The following is a 20,838-nucleotide window of genomic DNA, read 5'->3' on the forward strand; positions in this document are numbered from 1 at the left end:
AATCAACTTAAAAACAAACCTTATTCTTTATGCTTTTGGAGTAACAACTGCATCAATTACGTGAATCACACCATTGGACTGGTTTACATCTGCAATGGTTACTTTTGCTTTGTTGCCGTTTTCATCTGTGATGTATAAATCTTTACCCATCATCCAAGCCGTTAATGTTCCGCCTTGAACTGTTTTCAACGTTGCTTTTCCTTTACCTTTTTTGATTGCTTTTGCAATGTCTTTCGCATTCATCTTTCCTGCAACTACGTGGTAGGTTAATATACTTTGCAACATTGCTTTGTTTTCTGGTTTCAATAATGTTTCAACAGTTCCTTTAGGTAACTTATCAAAAGCGGCATTTGTTGGAGCAAAGACTGTGAACGGTCCTTTGCTTTGTAACGTTGTTACTAAATCAGCTGCTTTTACTGCTGCAACTAATGTCGTGTGGTCTTTTGAGTTTACTGCATTCTCAACAATGTTTTTAGTTGGATACATCGCTGCTCCACCTACCATTACTGTTTTCTGAGCGTAAGAACTTGTTCCGAATGCTAATGCAATTGTGAAGATTGCAGCGCTAAATAAATTTTTAGTTTTCATAATACTATTTTTAATGTTTTATAAAGTCATTTACGGGAATACATTTCTTGTGGTTTTAAAATGAATGAAAATAATACATAAAAAAAGCCTCACATTACTGTGAGGCTTTACTATCATTGAAATAAATTCAGAAAATTATTTCCCTCCTTTTTCCATTTTAGCTTTCAATTCCGCCAAAATATCGTTGCTATCTCCTAAAGTAGATGCTGCGTTATTGTTGTTGTTATTGTTAGAAGAACTATTATTATCGTTGTTAGCTTTCACATTTTTCTCTTCTTCTTCACGGAAGATTGCTGTGTGAGACGCAACAACTCTTTTAAATTCTTTGTTGAATTCGATAACTTTGAAATCAGCAGTTTCGCCTTTTTTCAATTTTTTACCGTCTTCTTTTTCTAAATGACGTGTTGGAATAAATGCAACAACATCATCACCGAAATCTACAGTAGCTCCTTTGTCAACAATTTCAGAGATTTCACCGTTGTGGATAGTTCCTACAGCGTAAGCTTCTTCATGTTTGTCCCAAGGATTAGCAGTGGTTTGTTTATGACCTAAAGATAATTTACGTCCGTCAACATCTAATTCTAATACTACTACGTCTAAACTTTCACCAACATTTACAAATTCAGATGGGTGTTTGATTTTCTTAGTCCAAGATAAGTCAGAGATGTAAATTAATCCATCAATTCCTTCTTCAAGTTCTACGAAGATACCAAAGTTTGTAAAGTTTCTAACGATACCTGAATGTTTAGAACCTACAGGGTATTTAGAAGTAATATCAGTCCAAGGATCTTGCGATAACTGTTTGATACCTAATGACATTTTACGGTCATCTCTATCTAAAGTTAAGATAACTGCATCCACTTCATCACCAACTTTTACGAAATCTTGAGCAGAACGTAAATGAGTTGACCATGACATTTCAGAAACGTGGATCAAACCTTCAACACCTTCAGCAACTTCGATGAAAGCACCGTAATCAGCGATAACAACTACTTTACCTTTTACTTTATCACCAACAGCAAGGTTAGCATCTAAAGCATCCCATGGGTGAGCGTTTAATTGTTTTAAACCTAATTGAATTCTTGTTTTCTCGTCATCAAAGTCAAGGATTACAACATTCAATTTCTGGTCTAATTCAAGAACTTCACTTGGGTGATTGATTCTAGACCAAGAAAGGTCAGTAATGTGAATCAATCCATCAACACCACCTAAGTCAATAAACACACCATAAGAAGTAATGTTTTTAACAACACCTTCTAATACTTGTCCTTTTTCTAATTGACCGATGATTTCTTTTTTCTGTACTTCAATATCCGCTTCGATAAGCGCTTTGTGAGATACAACAACGTTTTTAAATTCGTGATTAATTTTCACAACTTTGAATTCCATTGTTTTGTTTACGTATACGTCGTAATCTCTAATTGGTTTAACATCAATTTGAGATCCTGGTAAGAACGCTTCAATTCCGAAAACGTCAACGATCATACCACCTTTAGTTCTGCATTTTACAAAACCATTAACGATTTCTCCTGTTTCATTTGCAGAGATAACTCTATCCCAAGCTTTGATAGTACGTGCTTTTCTGTGTGAAAGAACCAATTGACCTGTTTTATCCTCACGGATGTCAATTAAAACTTCAACTTTGTCACCTACTTTTAAGTTTGGATTGTAACGGAATTCATTTAAAGAAATTACACCTTCTGATTTAGCGTTGATATCAACGATAGCATCTCTGTCAGTGATTCTTACAACAGTTCCATCTACTACTTCTTCTTGATCAGTTGCAATAAAAGTTTTTGCTACTAATTCTTCAAATTCTTGTAAGTTTTTTTCGTCAACGATGTCAATTCCTTCTTGGAAATTGTGCCAGTTGAAATTCGCTAAAAACTCTTCTTGTGATTTGTTAACTTCAGACATATGTTCTGATAAAAATTTGTATTCTGTATTTCTCGCGTTTCTTAATGCAATAAGAAAAAAACAGAAGTTGTTTACTTAAATATTTGATACCTAATAGAAACGCTATTCGCTAAAAGGTGTGCAAAAGTAAAACTTATATTTTGATTTACAAAATAATATAGTAGGCGTTTTTGTTTATTCAAAATCAGTACTATTAATAGGTATAATTTATCAAGTCTTTCGACAAGATTATTCCATTATGACTTAGATTTAAATTGACTAATAAAAAAAGCCCGACAAAATTGCCGAGCTATACTTTATACTTATACCCATTTATTACCTTGAATAATTTGGAGCTTCTTTAGTAATTGTCACATTATGCGGATGACTTTCATTAATTCCGCTTGCAGTAATTCGGATAAATCGTCCTGTTTCTTGTAATGTAGGAATATCTTTAGAACCGCAGTACCCCATTCCTGCACGAAGTCCGCCAATGAATTGTTGCATACTTTCGTTCAATTCACCTTTATAAGGAACACGACCTACAATTCCTTCGGGAACTAATTTTTTTACATCATCTTCAACATCTTGGAAGTATCTATCTTTAGAGCCTTCTTGCATGGCTTCAACAGAACCCATTCCACGATACGATTTGAATTTTCTTCCTTCAAAAATTATAGTTTCTCCTGGAGATTCTTTAGTTCCTGCTAGAAGCGAACCTAACATTACACAATCAGCTCCTGCAGCAATTGCTTTGGGAATATCACCTGTATAACGAATTCCACCATCAGCGATTACGGGAACACCTGAACCTTTGATTGCAGCGGCAACTTCTAAAACTGCAGAAAATTGAGGAAACCCAACACCAGCTACAATTCTTGTAGTACAAATTGAACCTGGCCCAATTCCCACCTTTACTCCATCTGCTCCATTTTCAACTAAAAATTTTGCAGCTTCTGGTGTGGCAATATTTCCTACAATAACATCAATTGTAGAAAATTTTGCTTTTATTTCTTTCAACACATTAACAACTCCTTGAGTATGTCCGTGAGCTGTGTCAATAATCAAAGCATCTACTCCAGCATTCACTAAAGCTTGTGCTCTCTGAACGGCATCACCTGTTACACCAATTGCTGCAGCAACTCTCAAACGACCGAATATATCTTTATTAGCATTAGGCTTTTGCGTTAATTTAGTAATATCTCTAAAAGTAATTAATCCTACTAAAATATTATGAGCGTTTACAACTGGAAGTTTTTCTATTTTATGACCTTGCAAAACAACTTCAGCTTCCGCTAATGAAGTTCCTTCTGCAACTGTTACTAAATTTTCAGAAGTCATTACTTCTGTAATAGAACGTGCATTGTTTTTTTCAAAACGCAAATCTCGATTGGTTACGATTCCTATTAGTTTTTTATTTTCATCCACAATTGGAATTCCGCCAATTCCGAATTCCTTCATTGCATTTTTCGCATCTGCAACAGTAGAATTTAAAGGTAAAGTTACAGGGTCAATTATCATTCCTGATTCTGCACGTTTTACTTTACGCACTTTTGCCGCTTGTTGTTCGATGGTCATGTTTTTATGCAGAACACCAATTCCACCTTCTTGAGCCATAGCAATAGCCATTGAACTTTCAGTTACTGTATCCATCGCTGCGGAAACAATAGGAACGTTTAAGGTAATATTTCGGGAAAATTTAGTTTGAATATTGACTTCTCTGGGAAGTACATTTGAAAAGTTGGGAACCAATAGAACATCATCGTAAGTTAGACCTTCTCCGATAATTTTTGTTTGATGTGCAATCATTGCCTTTTGTAGTTGTGGTTAAATTGCGTGCAAATATACAAAATTTACTAACATCATTAATTGTTTTTTTTCTATTTTTTTAAGAAAGAGATGATAAATTCAGTTCCATTGGTATGACCACTTTTAATATTTAGCAGTCCGTTATTATTTGCTAAAAACTGTTTTACTAACAGTAATCCCAAACCGGTGCCCTCTTCAAAGGAGGTTCCTTGTTCAGAATTCATTCGTTTATTAATATTTAATATTTGATCTATCTTTTCTTGTGTAATTCCTTTTCCTGAATCAATTATATGAACTTTTATAAATTCTTCATCTTCCGTATAATTTATGTCTACAGTACCTTTAGTAGGTGTAAATTTAATTGCATTTGCTAAAACATTTTGGATAATGATGCGTACTTGACCAATATCGGCAGTAATTAGCAATTTTTGTTCTGGAATTGCATTAACAATCGTAACTCCTTTTTTATTAATTTCTAATAAACTCGAACTGATAACACTTTCCACAATTGATGCGATATCGATGTTTTCAGGATTTACTACTTGACCATCTAATTGTGTATTGGCCCAATGTAATAAATTATTCAGCATATTTGAGGTAGCCAGTGTCTGTTTGTGTAACTGTTCAAAAATTTCATCCTGCATTTCTTGTGTAAATGCTTTGTCTTTTTGCAATTCTAATACTTGAACGATGGAGTTTATTGGCGAACGCAAATCATGAGAAATGATAGAAAATAACTGATTTTTTGACTGATTCAAATTTAGCAGTGCTTTATTTTGTTTACTTATAAGCAACTTTTGATTTTCAATATTTTCATTTTTTTGATTTAATTCGTTATTAAATACATCTTTCAATCGTGCATTTCTTCTCACCAGAAATAGTACACCAATTAATAAAATTGTAAGGAGTAAAAAGGCATAGATGATGATACGATCTCTTTTTGCTTTTTGTAGTGTAATGGCATTTTTATTCATTAACTTCAAATTTTCAACTTCCATACTTTTAAGCTGAAGGTAATTCACGTCGCTCATTTTTCGCTCATTGTAAAGGCTGTCTTCTAAGGCATTATTCTCAAGCAAAAAATCATATGCTTCTATTAGCTTTCCTTTCTTAAAATTTACTTCTGATAGAATTTTTGCTATACGTGCTAAATCCCATTTTGTATTTAACTTGAAGGCATAATCGTAACTTTTTACGGCGTTTATTTCGGCATTATCGTAGTCTTTAAGTGATAAATACGTTTCTGCTAAACCTGCATAGGCATAAGCTTTTTCCCAATTATTTGGTGGCGGCGTATTATCCTTCAGTAAGTTTTCAAAGTAATAGAAAGCGGAGTCTGGTTTATTTCTAATTAACATCATGTCACCAAGTCTATTTTCAACCATGTGATTCGACTCTTCTTCCTTGAGTTTTTGAGAATACAACAGTGATTTTCTTAAACTAGTGGTTGCTTGTTCATATTGTTTAAGACCAATTTGGGAGATACTTATATTAAAATAACTTCGGGCAATACCGTGATAATTATTGTATTTCAAGTCAATTTCTAAAGACTCTCGAAAAGTTTCGATGGATTCATGATTTTGATTAAAACCACTTTGAATTAAACCTACTCCATTTAATGAACGTGCTAAAAAAGCATCATTTTTAAACTTTTTATGAATGTAAATTGCTTTAAGGTACATTTCTAATGACACATCATAGGTTCCATAAAGATACTTATATATCCCAAGCATTGTGTAAACTTCCCCTAGTTTTTGCTCGTTTTTAGATTTTTGGGCAAGTTTTTCTGCTTGATATACTTTCTTTAAACCAACCGCTAGATTTGCATATTTCAACTGGTCGGCTTCCTTAAGTAGTGTATCGATTTGTTGAATAACCGGAATTTGAAAAACAGCCAATGACCATCCGTTTGAAACGTAAAGCATCAAAAACACGAGAATTAGACTTTTTCTGAATTTCATTAAAAATACATTTTTAGCAATTTAAAACATTCAATTTAAAATTATGATAATTTGATTTTAAAACACTAATAAATAACGAAAATCTTTATTTCTAGTGGTATTGAGTAAATAGCTTGGTAGCCTCATTGTAGGAGCTTTCAAAACTCAATGGACTCGTATTTGTCGTTACTTTTTCGGCGGTGAAGTACGAAAGTAATTTTTCAGTTGGCATATTTCCTGTTAAGTCATCTTTTGCCATTGGACAACCTCCAAAACCTTGAATAGCTCCGTCAAATCGTATGCATCCACCCTTGTAGGCGGCATTTACTTTTTCAAACCATTTATCTGGAGTGGTGTGAAGATGCGCTCCAAATTCTATTTGTGGGTATTTCGGAATTAAATTGGCAAACAAATACTCGATAATATCTGGTGTCGAACTTCCCACAGTATCAGATAAAGAAAGGATTCTAACGCCCATATTTGACAATCGTTCAGTCCATTCTCCTACAATCTCAACATTCCAAGGGTCACCATATGGATTTCCAAAACCCATAGAAAGATAAGCTACTACTTCTTTATTAGAACTTGATGCGATATCTAGAATTTCTTGTAATGTAATTAAAGATTCGGCAATGGTTTTATGGGTGTTTCGCATCTGAAAATTTTCAGAAATTGAAAACGGATAACCTAAATATTGTATTTCTGGATGATGTGAAGCAATTTCAGCTCCTTTTGTATTGGCAATGATTGCAAGAAGTTTACTATCCGTTTGGGACAAATCAAGTTGTGCCAAAACTTCTGCGGTATCAACCATTTGAGGAATTGCTTTTGGAGAGACGAAGCTACCGAAATCAATCGTGTCAAAACCTACACGTAAAAGTGACTGTATATAGGCTACTTTTTCGGAAGTAGGAATAAATGTTTTAATGCCTTGCATGGCATCCCGGGGACATTCAATAATTTTTATTGGCTTCATTGCGTCAAAGATACTAAACGAAATTGATTGACAAAAAAATATGTTTTAAGTATGACGGTATTGCCTTATTGTGTTCTAATTTTTGGTGATGCATTTTTATTAATTAATTGAATTGTGTCTCGTTGAGTTTTAATCATGTGTTATTGAAGTTTACTCCTGTCCTGTTCAAATTGGCGTAGGGCTTATTAAATTCAGGATGGACATATTTTGGTAAATCATTACTGTTTAGCAAGTATTGCTTTATTAATTGCCTTAATTAAAGCGGGGCCTTCATAAATAAAACCTGTATAAAGTTGGACTAAACTTGCTCCAGCATCTAGTTTTTCAATCGCATCTTCAGCAGAATGAATACCTCCTACTCCAATAATTGGAAAGGAACGGTTGCTTTTTTCGGCTAGAAAACGAATGACTTCAGTGGAACGTTTGGTTAGCGGTTTTCCTGACAGACCTCCGGTTTCGGTTTTGTTTTGTGATTGTAAACCTTCTCTTGAGAGTGTGGTATTTGTGGCGATAACTCCTGCAATTTGGGTGGAATTTACGATGTCAATTATATCAAGCAATTGTTCATCAGTTAAATCTGGAGCAATTTTAAGCAGAATCGGTTTCTGCTTAATTGTAGTTTTATTTTTATTCTGTAAAGTCTGTAATAAATGTTGTAGTGGTTCTTTGTCTTGTAGTGCTCTTAAGTTTGGTGTGTTTGGCGAGCTTACATTTACTACAAAATAATCTACATAATCGTATAATGAATCAAAACAGATTTCATAATCAGTTACCGCCTCTTCGTTTGGTGTCAACTTATTTTTACCGATGTTCCCACCTATTAATACACCTTCGTTTTTTTTCAACCGTTCGACTGCTTCGAGAACGCCGCCGTTATTAAATCCCATTCGATTGATGATTGCTTGGTCTTCTTTTAATCGAAACAATCGCTTTTTAGGGTTTCCTTCTTGACCTTTTGGTGTAAGCGTTCCAATTTCAATAAATCCGAAGCCAAAGTTTGAAAGTTCTTTGTATAACTTAGCATCTTTATCGAATCCTGCCGCTAAACCTACGGGGTTTTTAAATTTTAACCCAAAAACTTCGCGTTCTAAACGAGGGTCATTAGTTTCGTATAGTTTTCGAAATAAAAAATTCATTCCAGGAATTTTAGATAATTTTCGAATTAGAGAAAAAGTAAAATAATGAACTTCTTCTGGGTCGTATTTGAATAAAAATGGTCGAATGAGTTGTTTGTACATGCTGTTGTTTTTAGTTGTGCAAAAATACATAAAAGGAACTATCCACCTAAATCTATTTCAATCAAAACGAAGACAAAACGACGGAACTTCATCCTAAATCCACTTTAAGACTATAAAATCATCGTTTTTTTGCCCTAAAGTTCAAATTTTATAAATTATAAAAAAAGTACTATAACAGATTAACACTGAAACGAGGGCATCTTTGTACTATAGATTTAACAACCTATAATTAATAAAAATGCTATGAGAAAATCAATTATTACTTTAGGAATGTTGGCATCGATTTTAGCCGTTTCTTTTACAAGTTGTAAAGACGCTGAATCAAATGTAAAACAAACCCAAGAAGAAGTTTTAGACGCTCGTGTCGATTTGATGGAGTCTAAAAATGAAGCTGCAGAAGCTTTAGAAAAATTCAAGTTAGATATTTATGAAAAAATATCGGATAACAACAAAAAGATTCGTGATTTAAGAGTCAAAGAAATTAAAGGTACTTCGAAAGAAAAAGAAGATTATACCACTAGAATTGACGATTTGCAGACCAGAAATGAAGCTTTGAAATCAAAATTAGATGCCTACACATCCTATGATGAATCAAATTATGAAACGTTCAAAAATGATTTGAAAGATAATGCAGATGCTTTAGAGCAAGAATTTGAAAAATTAGAAAACCAAAATTAAATCCCAAATTAAATTTTAGATTATGATTACCTTAAAAAATTTATTTATTGCCCCAGTATTTGCTCTTGCGTTACTATCAACACAATCAAATGTTGCACAAACAACAACGACGAATGAGCCCTATTCAATGGATAACAGAGAAGTACTAAGCGTTGGTATAAAAGCTGGTATCAATTATTCAAATGTGTATAGCGAAAGTGGAGACGGATATGTTGCTGATGGGAAAGTTGGTTTTGCTGGAGGTGTTTTTGTGTCGATTCCGTTAAATCAATTAGTTGGTATTCAACCCGAATTATTATATTCTCAAAAAGGTTTTAAAACCGAAGGAACATTTTTTGACGGTGAAATCACATCAAGTTATTTAGATTTACCAATTCACTTGCAAATTAAACCAACAGAAAACATCAGTATTCTTGCAGGTCCACAATTTTCTTATTTATTGAGTACAAAATATGAGTTGAATGGATTTAGTACGATTGATGAAGAAGATTTGGACGACAACAATAACAGAGCTACTCTAGGACTTTCAGCAGGTGTAGACTTTAGTGTTCAAAATTTCTTAATTTCTGCAAGAGGTTCTTGGGACTTAAGCAAAGTGAATAAAGACAATAGTACTAGTGATATTAATTATAAAAATCAATTATTTCAAATTACGTTAGGATACAAATTCTAAGAATGGGAAGAATTGTTATTGAAAAAGAAAAGTGAAAGACCGCTATATCTTTCGCCGAATTAAAAAAAAAATACTAATTTTAAAAACAAACATTATGAGTTCAGGAAAAGTTATTTTAGGAGCAATCGCAGGATTAGCAACAGGGGCAATTTTAGGAATATTATTCGCGCCTGAAAAAGGAACAGACACACGTAAAAAAATTGCTAAAAAAAGCAAAGAATCTATGGGTGATATGAAGTCGAAATATGAAGATGTTATTGCATCTTTGTCCAGCAAACTAGAAAGTGTTAAAAAAGACGCTTCTCAATTATTCGAACACGGTAAAGAAGTTGCAGAAGATGCAAAAGACGATGCTTCTAAATTGTATTCTGGTGGTAGAGATTTAGCTCAAGAAGCTAAAGCTAGAGCTGCAAGTCAAATCAAATAATCAAATTTACAACTATGAAAGATAAAGCAATATTAATAGAAATGCTTTTTGAGAAGGTGGAAAGTTACATTAAAACCACCATAGAATTGTACCGCTTAAAAACAATTGATAAAGTTACTGATGTGTTTGCGTCCGTTGTATCTCAATTAATTATCGCTGTTATTTTTGCTTTATTTTTTGTGTTGTTTTCAATTGGTCTATCATTGTACTTAGGTGAATTATTAGGAAAAAACTATTATGGCTTTTTTGCACTAGCAGGTTTTTACGCTTTAGTTGCCATTTTCATGACGATTAATCGTCGTAAATTGTTGGAAATTAAACTTAATAACTACATTATTAATCAAATTTTTAAAAAGAAAGACGATGTACACAATTAATAGCGATAAAACATTAGCAGAAGCAATTCGAAATTTAGAAGCACAAAGTGCTTTAGAATTAGAAATTCTTAAGAAACATACAGAATATACATTGCATGAGTTAAACCCTGTAAATATCGTAAAAGAAAAGTTTCAGGAAGGAATTTCAAATTTAGGAGAAACAGTTTCTTCTACAGGATTTAAAAACGGTTTATTGAAAACTGGTATTGGTTTAGCAAGTGGTTTTCTTACACGAAAACTAATGCTCGGTCCAAAAGCTGGGATTTTCAAAAAACTGTTTGCTACGGCGGTTCAAGCTGCAGTTTCAGGTTTTGTGATTAATAAATTACCTGACGAAGAAGAAGAAAGAAGATTCTAATAGTAAGACCGGTTTTTAATTGAAATCGGTCTTTTTTTCTATATAAAAAGTTACACCTAATTCTTACTATTACCCTTTTGCTAATGAAATTATCTTTCTCTACTTTTCTTTTGATAATCTCGGTATTCAATACTATTAATTCATTTTCTCAAGTAAAAGGTGAAAAGAACGACACTATTCAAAAAAAAATAGTTAAAAATGACTCCACTTATGTAAAGCAAGAAAAGGACACCACTTTATATAATAAGATAGAAAAATTTTCAGAAAAGAGTAAATTCACAAAGCTGCTGCATAAAGCTATATTTGAGTCAAGGGATGTTAAAAGTGGTAATCCAATAAAGCGCCCTAGAGTTCGAAACTATAAAAAATACGAAGGTAAGATTGTTCGAAATATTATTGTTGAAACATTAGACCCTTTTGGCTACTCCGTTAACGATACTACAAAAAGACCTAAAAATTGGGCTGAAGAAACGGGGAATAGATTGCATTTAAAATCTAAAGAATTTGCGATAAGGAATTTGTCGCTAATCAAAAGAAAACAGCCACTTGATACTTTGATTGTACGAGAAACAGAACGTTTGATTCGTTCTCAACGGTTCGTTAGGGAAGTTAATATCACTGCAAATCTTATCCAGCCCAAATCAGATTCGATAGACGTTACTATACGAGTTTTGGACTCTTGGAGCTTAATTCCTTCTGGCTCTATCTCTCCTAGTAGAACTAATTTTGAGCTCGTTGACCGTAATGCTTTTGGTACGGGAATAGAATTCACAAACAGAATCACTACTGAAAAAGGCAATGAAAATACGGGATTTCAAACTGAACTTATTGCTCCAACTATTAAAAATTCTTACATTCGTACCTCTCTTAATTATCGTATAAATTTAGATGGTAGTTATGGCAAAAGCATAAATATTGAACGCAGGTTTTATTCTGCTTATACAAAATGGGCTGGTGGAATTTACATGGACCAGCAGTTTAATATTGATTCTTTACAGAATAGTGCTGGAGATTATGCCTTGCAAAATTTCAAGTATAATTCTCAAGATTTATGGGCTGGTCATGCATTAGCTGTTTTCAATGGTACTACTGAAACCGCTAGAACAACCAATTTAATTTTAGCCACACGTTTCTTGCATACAGGTTACAATGAAACTCCGTCCATTGCATACGATTCTATAAATTATTATTCGGGAGAGAATTTTGTAATGATGGGAATTGGTATATCATCCCGACGATTTGTCGAAGATCAATATTTATTTAATTATGGAATTATTGAAGATGTACCTATTGGTAAAATATACAATATTACAGGTGGTTATCAACGAAAAAACAATCAAGGAAGGTATTATTTAGGAGGAAGAGCTTCGTTTGGTAATTACTTTAAATTTGGCTATTTAAGTGCTAACTTAGAATATGGAACCTTTTTTAACGACAAACGATTGGAACAATCGGCTTTGAATTTACAGGTCAATTATTTTACTGATTTGATTATGATTGGTGATAAATGGAAGATGCGACAATTCGTAAAACCCCAAGTAGTTTTGGGTTGGAATCGCCTCGAAAGTAACGGAGATTATATTTCTATCGATGAAAGCACCCGTTTTCAAGGAGACTATGGAGCTGGATTTGACGGGAATAATTCATTTGGAATCAGAGGTTATGCCACTCGTGATTTTGGTACTAAAAAAGTTATTTTGTCGCTACAAACCCAGTTTTATTCACCGTGGGATTTATGGGGTTTTAGAGTCAACCCTTACTTTAATTTAACGACTGGAATTTTAGGAAACAATACACGCGGTATCTTCAAAAGCCCCGTTTATTCTTCTTTTGTAGTTGGAGTAATCATCAGCAATGATTATTTAGTATTTAACTCGTTCCAATTTTCATTAGCTTACTTCCCTTCCATTCCTGGTCAAGGTAGTAATCTTTTCAAAACAAATTCATTTGAAACAGAAGATTTTGGCTTCCAAGATTTTGAATTAGGGAAACCCAGAACAGTATTGTATCAATAAAATTGACAGGTTTTAATGTAATGTTAAAGGTTTTTTAAAACAATTTAAACTTTCATTAAATCCCTATATTCGCATTCTATTCCTATTTATTCCAGTTAGTATGCAGTTTCGTTCTACCCTATTTTTACTTTTTATTATATGTTTTTCAGTTCAATTAAAGGCTCAAGCTCCTGCCAAATACAGTTCAGCAGAAATTTATGCTAAGATTGAAAAACTCAGCTTTTTAGGTTCTGTACTTTATATTGCGGCACATCCAGATGATGAAAATACACGTCTGATATCCTATATGGCAAATGCTCAAAAAGCGCGAACGGGCTATTTATCTTTAACTCGTGGCGATGGCGGACAAAATTTAGTAGGTCCAGAATTGCGTGAACTTCTGGGTGTTATTCGAACGCAAGAACTTATTGAGGCAAGAAAAATTGATGGTGGAGAACAATTTTTTTCGCGTGCAAATGATTTTGGTTACTCAAAAGTACCCACAGAAACCTTAAAGACCTGGAATAAAAACGAAGTATTAGGTGATATGGTGTACATCATTCGAAAGTTTCAACCTGATGTTATTGTTACCCGTTTTGACTATCGAACGCCAGGAACCACGCATGGACATCACACTTCATCGGCTATGTTAGCTCAAGAAGCTTTTGACTTGACAAATAATAAAAATGCTTACCCTAATCAACTGAATTCAGTTAGTACTTGGCAAGCCAAAAGATTATATTACAATACTTCTTGGTGGTTTTTTGGAAGTAAAGAAAAGTTTGACGCGGCAGATAAAACTAATTTAGTCAACTTATCAACGGGAACGTATTACCAAAGTTTTGGTAAATCCAACCAAGAGATTGCATCACTGAGCAGAAGTAGTCATCAATCACAAGGTTTTGGTTCAACGGGCGTTCGTGGTGACGACATGGAGTATTTAGAGTTTACCAAAGGTGAAAAACCTACTGATAAAACCAATTTATTTGAAGGAATTGATACCTCATGGAACCGTGTTGATGGTGGAAAACCCATTGGAACACTCATCTCAAAAATAACGAATGAGTATAATTTTAAAAACCCATCTGCAAGTATAGCTGATTTAGTGAAAGCGTATCAAATGATTCAAAGTTTAAAAGACGAACATTGGAAAACCGTTAAATCAACTGAAATTAAGGAAATTATCGCTTCTTGTGCAGGACTTTTCTTGGAAACTGTTGCTGAAAATCAATCTGCAACACCAGATAGCGATATCAGTTTTAATGCCGAAGCTATAAATAGAAGTTCGGTTAAGATGAGTTTAGAAAGCATCTTAGTTTTGCCGGAAGGAAAATTATACAATCAGAATATCGCTTTAGCAAACAATATTAACGAGAATATTTCACTAAAAATACATTTGCCAAAAAATTTAGAATACACTTCGCCTTATTGGTTAAAAGAGCAAGGAACTGTGGGAATGTACCGTGTAGATAACCAGGAAAACATCGGGAAACCGGATATTATTCGAGAAGTGAAAACTGTTTTCAACATAAAAATAAACGAGACCACTATTCCTTTTGAAAGAACGGTTATTTATAAATTTAATGACCCTGTAAAAGGTGAAGTATACAAACCTTTTGACATCGAACCTTTGGTAACAACCAGTTTCACTGATAAAGTCAAAATTTTCAATACAAATGCAGCTCAAACGGTGTCAATAAAAGTACAATCTGGAGCGGCAAATGTAAACGGAGTTTTAAAACTAGAACTCCCTAAAAATTGGAACGTTTCGCCAGAAAATATTCCTTTTTCTATATCATTGAAAAACGAATCTAAAACATTCTCCTTCACAATCACGCCACCTAAATCAAGTAGTGAAGTTACCGTAAAAGCGATTGTAACAGCAAATGGTGCTTCATTTGACAAAGAAAAAATCGTAATTAATTACGGCCACATTTCAACACAACAAGTGCTGCAACCGTCTTCTGCTAAATTCATTAAGTTAGATATTAAAACCGGTATCGAAAAAATCGCCTACATTATGGGTGCTGGTGATGAGGTTCCTGTAAGTTTGCAACAAATGGGTTATGCCGTAACGATTGTAAAACCAGAGGAAATTAATAAAGAGTATTTACAGAATTTCGATGTAATAATCATGGGAATTCGCGCATACAACACCGTCAACGACCTGGAATTTAAGCAACCAATTTTGCTAGATTTGGTTGAAGAAGGGAAAACCATGATTGTGCAATACAACACAACGGGCAAACTCGTCACTGATAAATTAGCTCCTTATGATTTGAGAATTTCGAGAGACCGCGTTACCGAAGAGGATGCAAAAGTCACGTTTTTAGCACCGAATCATCCGGTGTTGAATACGCCAAACAAAATCACTTCCAAAGATTTTGAAAACTGGGTTCAAGAGCAAGGATTGTACTATCCCGACCAATGGGGAACGGAATTTACACCTATAATTTCCTCCTTTGACGAAAATGAATCTCCAAAAAAGGGCGCGTTATTAGTCGCTTCTTACGGAAAAGGACACTATATTTACACAGGTCTAAGTTTCTTCAGAGAATTACCGGCGGGAGTTTCAGGAGCTCACCGACTTCTTGCTAACTTAATTAGCCTCAAAAACGCACAGTAAATTATGGAACCCAAAAAGACAAAAACCTGGAAAAAGAATTATACGCTGGTACTTGCTGCCAATGCGATTTACATTCTTATTTTTTATATTATAATGACCTACTTCTCTTAAATTATGCAAGAATTAGATTGGATTATTCTCAGCCTTACCCTATTATTTATCGTTGCTTACGGCGTTTGGAAAACCAAAGGAAGTAAGGACGTTAAGGATTATATTTTAGGAAACAACGAAACGCCTTGGTACACCGTAGGAATTTCGGTGATGGCCACCCAAGCAAGTGCCATTACTTTTTTATCTACACCCGGACAAGCCTTTAACGACGGGATGGGTTTCGTACAGTTTTACTTCGGTTTACCGCTAGCGATGGTGGTTATTTGCTACACTTTTATTCCTATTTATCACCGCCTTAAAGTATATACCGCTTATGAATATCTCGAACAACGTTTCGATTTAAAAACGCGCTCCTTAGCGGCAATTTTGTTCTTAATTCAACGGGGTTTAGGAACCGGTTTAACCATCTACGCTCCTGCAATTATCCTCTCCACCATCTTAGGTTGGGAGCTAACGCCAATGATTTTTATCATAGGTACATTAGTCGTAATTTATACGTTTACTGGAGGAACTAAAGCTGTGAATGTCACGCAAAAACAGCAAATGTTCATCATCATGTCAGGGATGTTTATTGCTTTTTACCTTATCGTAAGCTATTTACCCGAAGAAGTTACGTTTTCAAATGCCTTACAAATAGCGGGTGTCAACGACAAGATGAACATCATCGACTTCTCATTTGATACCAAAAGCCGCTACACGTTTTGGAGCGGAATCACCGGTGGTTTTTTCTTAGCCCTCTCCTATTTTGGAACAGACCAGTCGCAAGTGCAACGTTATTTGTCTGGAAAATCGATTCGCGAAAGCCAAATGGGATTGGTATTTAACGGCTTGATGAAAGTGCCAATGCAGTTTTTTATCCTCTTAACAGGAGTCATGGTTTACGTGTTCTTTCAGTTCCAAAGTTTACCCATCAACTTCAATCCGAACAGTAAGAAAAGCGTAGAAACATCTATTTATGCAGCTGATTACGAAAAGTTAGAAAAGGATTTAGTCACCGTTTCCACGGAAAAAAGAGAAGTGACTTTAGCCTATGCCACTCAACTCAATATTGACCGCGAAAATAAAGTGCTGAAAAGCCGCATTATTGCTTTAAACGAAAAGGAGAAAAGCATTAGGGATGAGGCAAAAACGATAATTGCAAAAGCAAATGACAAGGACAAAACGAGTGATGCCGATTATGTATTTATCCATTTTATCATCAACTTCCTGCCCAAAGGAATGATAGGGTTGTTACTAGCCGTAATTCTATCTGCTGCAATGTCATCAACGGCTTCAGGCTTGAGTTCACTAGCTTCTACAACGGTAATTGACATCTATAAGCGAAATTTAAAGACCGAAAAATCAGACAAGCACTTTGTAAATGCCTCTAAATTATTCACAATAATGTGGGGTGGAATTGCGATTCTCTTCGCATGTTTCGGAACCTTATTTGAAAACTTAATTCAGTTGGTAAACATCGTTGGTTCTATTTTCTACGGAACGGTTTTAGGGATATTTTTGGTAGGTTTCTATGTGAAATTTGTAAAAGGAAAAGCGATATTTTGGGGAGCGGCTTTAAGCCAATTGACCATTTTCTTCATCTACTATTTCGCCATCCACATCTACCCTAGCGGTCAGGAAAAACTAGGTTACTTATGGTTAAACTTCATTGGTGCGGTATTGACGTTAGTGTTTTCTGTAGTGTTTCAAATGATTTTTAGAGATAAGCGTCCTGAAAATGTTGAGGTGGTATAATCACCATTAATGATGCTTGTCATGAGATTTTGTAACAATTAACTGGATATGCAAATAAAAAATGGAGTTTAAGTTAAGCGACATTTTTATAATTATTTGATTGTTTGTTAAATTCCTTTATTGTCATATATTTTAAAGCTGAATGTCTCCTTTTTTGATTGTACCAGAGTTCAATGTATTCAAAACTTGGAGCTTCATTTCTTCTTTTGAGATCAGTTTATTGCCGTAAATCAATTCCGTTTTCAATGATTTAAAAAAGCGCTCTGCCACTGCATTATCTCAACAATTTCCTGTTCTACTCATGTTTCGAGTTACTTTATATGAATCTAAAACATTTGCAAATTTGTTATTGGCATACTGGACACCTCGATCCGACCCGAGAGCTCTGCTCCAACTGGCGAAGCAATGAAAAATTAATCCATTTTGCACATTTCTGTTTCTAATTGCCATTTTCCATGATGCTAAAGTTGTTTGCTTCGCCTGTTCGCTATCGCTTGGGTCATTTGTACTCATTCCATCACTTAAGCTGCAGCCGATGATTTTTCTGGCATACAAATCTATAACCGTTGTTAAATACAAAAATCCTTCTTTAGTGCGAATATATGTAATGTCCGAAACCCATGCTTTTGAGGGCTGAGAAAACAGAAATTGTCTGTTTAACACATTTTCGACAAGTAAATAATTATGTTTAGAATCAGTGGTAATCTTGAATTTTTTGCTCAACTTACTTTTTAAACCAAGCTCTCTCATGTATTTTACAACTGTGTTTACTTCGCCAGTTCGAGCAAGCTCTCGGGTCTTGAAATTTTATACCCTAGAATATTTAATTCCATTGTTATTGCTTCGCCAGTTCGAGCATAGCTCTCGGGTCGTGGACTACCATAGCGTTGTTTGGATTCAAAATAAAGGGCTGTAATTTTTTCTTTTAAAACATTCTTTTTCTGAAGTCTTTTAGAAATAACAGCAATTTTCCACCGGTAATAGTCACTCTGGCTGACTTTTAAAACTTTACACATCTTTTCAATCGGAAATATTTTTGCATGATTTTTAATAAAATCAAATATCATCGACCGCTCTTGGAAATCGAAGATTCATGAATACAAAAAAACAAACTTAAACACATGAATAAAAAATGCCCACTGCTTTTTTTAATATATCTCGTTCTAGTTCAGCTTCTTTCAGTTTAGCCTCTAATTCGCTAATCAATTTTTGCTCTGCTGTTTGTTTTAAAATCCCATTACCAGGAAAGCTACCAGTGCCAAATTTATCGTAATCCTTACGCCACTTATAAAGCATACTAACACGGATACCTAATTCTCTGGCTAATTCAGTAATGTTCGAACGTTCATTGCTTAGTTCTACAGCTTTTATCTTAAATGCTGCGTCATAAATTTTTCTCTCTTTTGTCATAAGGTAAAATTAAGTTTTTTTCTCTTAACTTAAACTCCCAGCTAAATTAGTATATCCAGTGGGCATCTTCTCCAAGAGCGACAAATAAGGTATGAGTTTATTTTAAAAAACAATCCTACTTTTCCTGTTGAGAAGATGTGTAAATGCATGAAAGTTAGTAAAAACATTTTTTATCATTGGCAAAAATCAAAAGACTTTGTAAAAATAAATGTTTCCAAAGATTTACTGGATATTCCGGAGCAAACTGTACACCGTGATTCCGGTTCAAAGTGAACAGTTTTGATGATGATTTTTTGTCCTACTTTGTGATCTAATCACATGGGTATGGCTAATAAATCAATAGGATCAATTATGATACGAGAAATCATCAGGCTGAAGGACAATGGTCTTTCGAACAATCAAATATCCAAAAGCCTTGGAAAATCAAGGACAACAATCATCAAATATCTTTGTTTGATAGAGAAGTCTGGAATTTGCTTCAAGGAACTCCTTGAACTCAAAGGAGATGAATTATCTGAGCTCTTCGAAGTTCCCAATGAGTTAGATTTACTTAATAGAGAGCAGATTCACAAAGATTTACATTCCATTTTTCCTTATATCGAAAAGGAATTAAAGCGTGTGGGTGTCACCCGTCAGATTCTCTGGACTGAGTACAAGACAAAGCATCCGCAGGGGGTTATGTACAGTCAGTTCTGCGACCATTATAACAAATGGAACCGAAAATCAGAAGGGTACATGCCCACTACCCACAAAGCTGGAGAAAAACTCTTCATAGATTATGCGGGCAAAAAACTCCACATCATCGACAAGGAAACCGGTGAACTAAAGCCAGTGGAAGTCTTTGTTGCCACCCTTGGTGCAAGCCAATACACTTATGTAGAAGCCTCTTTTTCGCAGCAGATTCCCGATTTTATAGGTAGTGTTCAAAACTGTTTGCATTATCTAGGAGGGGTCCCAGCTTGCATTATTCCTGACAATTTAAAATCAGCAGTAACCAAATCCAATAGATACGAGCCGCATGTAAACGAACAATTTGCCTGCTTTGCTTCGCATTACGACACTTCAATTATGCCTGCAAGAGCCTTGAAACCCAAGGATAAATCTTTAGTTGAAGGTGCCGTGAATATCACTTATACCCGCATATATGCTGCCTTAAGAGATAAAGAATTTTATAGCATTGCTGAATTGAATTTGGCTATAAAGAAGCTTCTTTTGATTTACAACCAAACCCCTTTTCAAAAGAAACATAGTAGTCGTACAGCTCTATTTTTAGAAATTGAAAAGGATGCTTTAAAGTCATTGCCTATAGAGAAATATGAGCTTAGAGACTACAAAATCGCCACCGTACAAAAGAACTGTCATGCCTATTATTCTGCGGACAAAAACTATTACAGCGTACCCAACGCCTATATCGGAAAGAAAGTGAAAATGGTTCTTACCCAAAGCGTGGTGGAAATCTACCACAACCAAGCCCGAATTGCACTTCATCCACGCAGCCGCAAGGCTTATCATTATGTAACCCTAAAGGAACACATGCCCGTCAATCACACCTATAATAGCGATTGGAGTTCGGAATATTTTATTGCATGGGCACAAAAAATAGGCAGTCATACAAAGGAGTATATCGAGAAAATATTGGATAAAAAGCAGTATCCTGAACAGAGCTACAAGAGTTGTATGGGAATATTGAGCATGGAGTCCAAGATAGGAAAGCAGCGTTTGGACAACGCCTGTAAACGGGCACTGAACTATGATGCTATCAGCTACAATTCTATCAAAAATATTTTAGAGAGAGGACTTGATAAAGAAGAGGAACATGCCGATTCATTCAATATATCAATTTCTAACCATGACAATATCAGAGGGTCAAAATATTATGCTTAACATTTTAAATAAAATAAAATTATGAATACAAATGCCACTATTGAAAAGATGCAGAAAATGCGTTTAAACGGAATGAAAAGAGCGTATGAATCTTCATTCGAAACCAGAAATCAGGACAC

19 protein-coding genes and 2 pseudogenes (1 of these 21 cut by a window edge) are annotated in these 20,838 nt (G+C 34.6%); 11 read left to right on the top strand and 10 right to left on the bottom strand.

All coding sequences use genetic code 11. The features are described 5' to 3' along the window. Positions 1-27 precede the first annotated feature (27 nt). The 6 genes from ACQ5J2_RS13150 to ACQ5J2_RS13175 all read right to left on the bottom strand — a co-directional run bounded on the left by ACQ5J2_RS13150 (position 28) and on the right by ACQ5J2_RS13175 (position 8,447). Positions 28-588 carry a fasciclin domain-containing protein gene (locus ACQ5J2_RS13150; RefSeq protein WP_432670926.1) on the bottom strand — a complete coding sequence of 187 codons (561 nt, stop codon included), beginning with the start codon at positions 586-588 and terminating at the stop codon, positions 28-30. Between the two features lie 135 nt (positions 589-723). Continuing rightward, positions 724-2,505, bottom strand: a complete 1,782-nt coding sequence (rpsA, locus tag ACQ5J2_RS13155) for a 30S ribosomal protein S1 (RefSeq protein ID WP_432670927.1) — start codon at positions 2,503-2,505, stop codon at positions 724-726. Between the two features lie 315 nt (positions 2,506-2,820). Further along, a complete protein-coding gene (guaB, locus tag ACQ5J2_RS13160) occupies positions 2,821-4,293 on the bottom strand; it encodes an IMP dehydrogenase (RefSeq protein WP_432670928.1) in 1,473 nt (490 codons plus the stop codon). Between the two features lie 71 nt (positions 4,294-4,364). Then, on the bottom strand, positions 4,365-6,254 hold the full coding sequence (locus ACQ5J2_RS13165; RefSeq protein WP_432670929.1) for a tetratricopeptide repeat-containing sensor histidine kinase: 1,890 nt from the start codon (positions 6,252-6,254) through the stop codon (positions 4,365-4,367). A gap of 91 nt (positions 6,255-6,345) precedes the next feature. Further along, complete coding sequence (locus ACQ5J2_RS13170; RefSeq protein ID WP_432670930.1) at positions 6,346-7,209, bottom strand: hydroxymethylglutaryl-CoA lyase; 864 nt, start codon at positions 7,207-7,209, stop codon at positions 6,346-6,348. Positions 7,210-7,427: 218 nt separating this feature from the next. After that, positions 7,428-8,447 (bottom strand): quinone-dependent dihydroorotate dehydrogenase, encoded by a 1,020-nt coding sequence (locus ACQ5J2_RS13175; protein WP_432670931.1) that lies wholly within the window; start codon positions 8,445-8,447, stop codon positions 7,428-7,430. A 243-nt stretch (positions 8,448-8,690) separates the two neighbouring features. On the opposite strand from ACQ5J2_RS13175, the gene ACQ5J2_RS13180 reads away from it, so the two are divergent. From ACQ5J2_RS13180 to ACQ5J2_RS13215, 8 genes are all read left to right on the top strand, one after another. Next, entirely contained in the window at positions 8,691-9,125 is a 435-nt protein-coding gene (locus ACQ5J2_RS13180) for a hypothetical protein (protein WP_432670932.1), read from the top strand. A 22-nt stretch (positions 9,126-9,147) separates the two neighbouring features. Beyond that, positions 9,148-9,798: a porin family protein gene (locus ACQ5J2_RS13185; RefSeq protein ID WP_432670933.1), complete on the top strand. Its 651-nt coding sequence runs from the start codon at positions 9,148-9,150 to the stop codon at positions 9,796-9,798. A gap of 94 nt (positions 9,799-9,892) precedes the next feature. Further along, entirely contained in the window at positions 9,893-10,225 is a 333-nt protein-coding gene (locus ACQ5J2_RS13190) for a YtxH domain-containing protein (protein WP_432670934.1), read from the top strand. A 14-nt stretch (positions 10,226-10,239) separates the two neighbouring features. Next, complete coding sequence (locus tag ACQ5J2_RS13195) at positions 10,240-10,602, top strand: hypothetical protein (RefSeq protein ID WP_432670935.1); 363 nt, start codon at positions 10,240-10,242, stop codon at positions 10,600-10,602. After that, the gene (locus ACQ5J2_RS13200; protein WP_432670936.1) at positions 10,589-10,960 is read left to right on the top strand and encodes a hypothetical protein; all 372 of its coding nucleotides are present in this window, start codon (positions 10,589-10,591) and stop codon (positions 10,958-10,960) included. The genes ACQ5J2_RS13195 and ACQ5J2_RS13200 overlap by 14 nt, the downstream gene beginning before the upstream one ends. Positions 10,961-11,043: 83 nt before the next feature. Then, positions 11,044-12,975, top strand: coding sequence for a hypothetical protein (locus ACQ5J2_RS13205; RefSeq protein ID WP_432670937.1), 1,932 nt, complete (start codon positions 11,044-11,046; stop codon positions 12,973-12,975). Positions 12,976-13,075: 100 nt separating this feature from the next. Beyond that, positions 13,076-15,580, top strand: coding sequence for a PIG-L family deacetylase (locus tag ACQ5J2_RS13210; protein ID WP_432670938.1), 2,505 nt, complete (start codon positions 13,076-13,078; stop codon positions 15,578-15,580). Positions 15,581-15,694: 114 nt separating this feature from the next. Next, positions 15,695-17,425: a sodium:solute symporter gene (locus ACQ5J2_RS13215; protein WP_432670939.1), complete on the top strand. Its 1,731-nt coding sequence runs from the start codon at positions 15,695-15,697 to the stop codon at positions 17,423-17,425. Between the two features lie 73 nt (positions 17,426-17,498). On the opposite strand, the pseudogene ACQ5J2_RS13220 reads toward ACQ5J2_RS13215, so the two are convergent. The 4 genes and pseudogenes from ACQ5J2_RS13220 to ACQ5J2_RS13235 all read right to left on the bottom strand — a co-directional run bounded on the left by ACQ5J2_RS13220 (position 17,499) and on the right by ACQ5J2_RS13235 (position 18,835). Beyond that, positions 17,499-17,695, bottom strand: a pseudogene (locus tag ACQ5J2_RS13220) (IS3 family transposase). Positions 17,696-17,704: 9 nt separating this feature from the next. After that, on the bottom strand, positions 17,705-18,175 hold the full coding sequence (locus ACQ5J2_RS13225) for a DDE-type integrase/transposase/recombinase (RefSeq protein ID WP_432670940.1): 471 nt from the start codon (positions 18,173-18,175) through the stop codon (positions 17,705-17,707). Between the two features lie 17 nt (positions 18,176-18,192). Beyond that, positions 18,193-18,441 (bottom strand): hypothetical protein, encoded by a 249-nt coding sequence (locus ACQ5J2_RS13230; protein ID WP_432670941.1) that lies wholly within the window; start codon positions 18,439-18,441, stop codon positions 18,193-18,195. A 97-nt stretch (positions 18,442-18,538) separates the two neighbouring features. Then, on the bottom strand, positions 18,539-18,835 hold the full coding sequence (locus tag ACQ5J2_RS13235) for a transposase (protein WP_432670942.1): 297 nt from the start codon (positions 18,833-18,835) through the stop codon (positions 18,539-18,541). 63 nt (positions 18,836-18,898) lie between these two features. Between ACQ5J2_RS13235 and ACQ5J2_RS13240 the strand changes: the two are divergent. The 3 genes and pseudogenes from ACQ5J2_RS13240 to istB all read left to right on the top strand — a co-directional run. Further along, positions 18,899-19,063, top strand: a pseudogene (locus ACQ5J2_RS13240) (IS3-like element ISPto4 family transposase); the annotation flags it as partial. Positions 19,064-19,159: 96 nt separating this feature from the next. After that, a complete protein-coding gene (gene istA / locus ACQ5J2_RS13245) occupies positions 19,160-20,719 on the top strand; it encodes an IS21 family transposase (protein ID WP_432670667.1) in 1,560 nt (519 codons plus the stop codon). Positions 20,720-20,740: 21 nt separating this feature from the next. Further along, positions 20,741-20,838, top strand: partial view of an IS21-like element helper ATPase IstB gene (istB, locus tag ACQ5J2_RS13250; protein ID WP_432670668.1) — the 5' end (the start) only. The gene runs 637 nt beyond the window's last position; 98 of the gene's 735 nt are visible here — the first part of the coding sequence; its start codon is at positions 20,741-20,743; its stop codon lies beyond the right edge, outside the window.

The sequence above is a fragment of the Flavobacterium sp. SM2513 genome (genome assembly GCF_050908145.1).
In the GTDB taxonomy this organism is placed as follows: Bacteria; Bacteroidota; Bacteroidia; order Flavobacteriales; family Flavobacteriaceae; genus Flavobacterium.

Coding starts and splice junctions, on each gene's coding strand:
- ACQ5J2_RS13165 (WP_432670929.1), bottom strand. CDS start 6,254: ATGAAATTCAGAAAAAGTCTAATTCTCGTGTTTTTGATGCTTTACGTT.
- ACQ5J2_RS13150 (WP_432670926.1), bottom strand. CDS start 588: ATGAAAACTAAAAATTTATTTAGCGCTGCAATCTTCACAATTGCATTA.
- ACQ5J2_RS13180 (WP_432670932.1), top strand. CDS start 8,691: ATGAGAAAATCAATTATTACTTTAGGAATGTTGGCATCGATTTTAGCC.
- rpsA (WP_432670927.1), bottom strand. CDS start 2,505: ATGTCTGAAGTTAACAAATCACAAGAAGAGTTTTTAGCGAATTTCAAC.
- ACQ5J2_RS13225 (WP_432670940.1), bottom strand. CDS start 18,175: ATGAGAGAGCTTGGTTTAAAAAGTAAGTTGAGCAAAAAATTCAAGATT.
- ACQ5J2_RS13230 (WP_432670941.1), bottom strand. CDS start 18,441: ATGTGTAAAGTTTTAAAAGTCAGCCAGAGTGACTATTACCGGTGGAAA.
- istA (WP_432670667.1), top strand. CDS start 19,160: ATGGCTAATAAATCAATAGGATCAATTATGATACGAGAAATCATCAGG.
- ACQ5J2_RS13200 (WP_432670936.1), top strand. CDS start 10,589: ATGTACACAATTAATAGCGATAAAACATTAGCAGAAGCAATTCGAAAT.
- guaB (WP_432670928.1), bottom strand. CDS start 4,293: ATGATTGCACATCAAACAAAAATTATCGGAGAAGGTCTAACTTACGAT.
- ACQ5J2_RS13195 (WP_432670935.1), top strand. CDS start 10,240: ATGAAAGATAAAGCAATATTAATAGAAATGCTTTTTGAGAAGGTGGAA.
- ACQ5J2_RS13235 (WP_432670942.1), bottom strand. CDS start 18,835: ATGACAAAAGAGAGAAAAATTTATGACGCAGCATTTAAGATAAAAGCT.
- ACQ5J2_RS13185 (WP_432670933.1), top strand. CDS start 9,148: ATGATTACCTTAAAAAATTTATTTATTGCCCCAGTATTTGCTCTTGCG.
- ACQ5J2_RS13215 (WP_432670939.1), top strand. CDS start 15,695: ATGCAAGAATTAGATTGGATTATTCTCAGCCTTACCCTATTATTTATC.
- ACQ5J2_RS13170 (WP_432670930.1), bottom strand. CDS start 7,209: ATGAAGCCAATAAAAATTATTGAATGTCCCCGGGATGCCATGCAAGGC.
- ACQ5J2_RS13210 (WP_432670938.1), top strand. CDS start 13,076: ATGCAGTTTCGTTCTACCCTATTTTTACTTTTTATTATATGTTTTTCA.
- ACQ5J2_RS13190 (WP_432670934.1), top strand. CDS start 9,893: ATGAGTTCAGGAAAAGTTATTTTAGGAGCAATCGCAGGATTAGCAACA.
- ACQ5J2_RS13205 (WP_432670937.1), top strand. CDS start 11,044: ATGAAATTATCTTTCTCTACTTTTCTTTTGATAATCTCGGTATTCAAT.
- ACQ5J2_RS13175 (WP_432670931.1), bottom strand. CDS start 8,447: ATGTACAAACAACTCATTCGACCATTTTTATTCAAATACGACCCAGAA.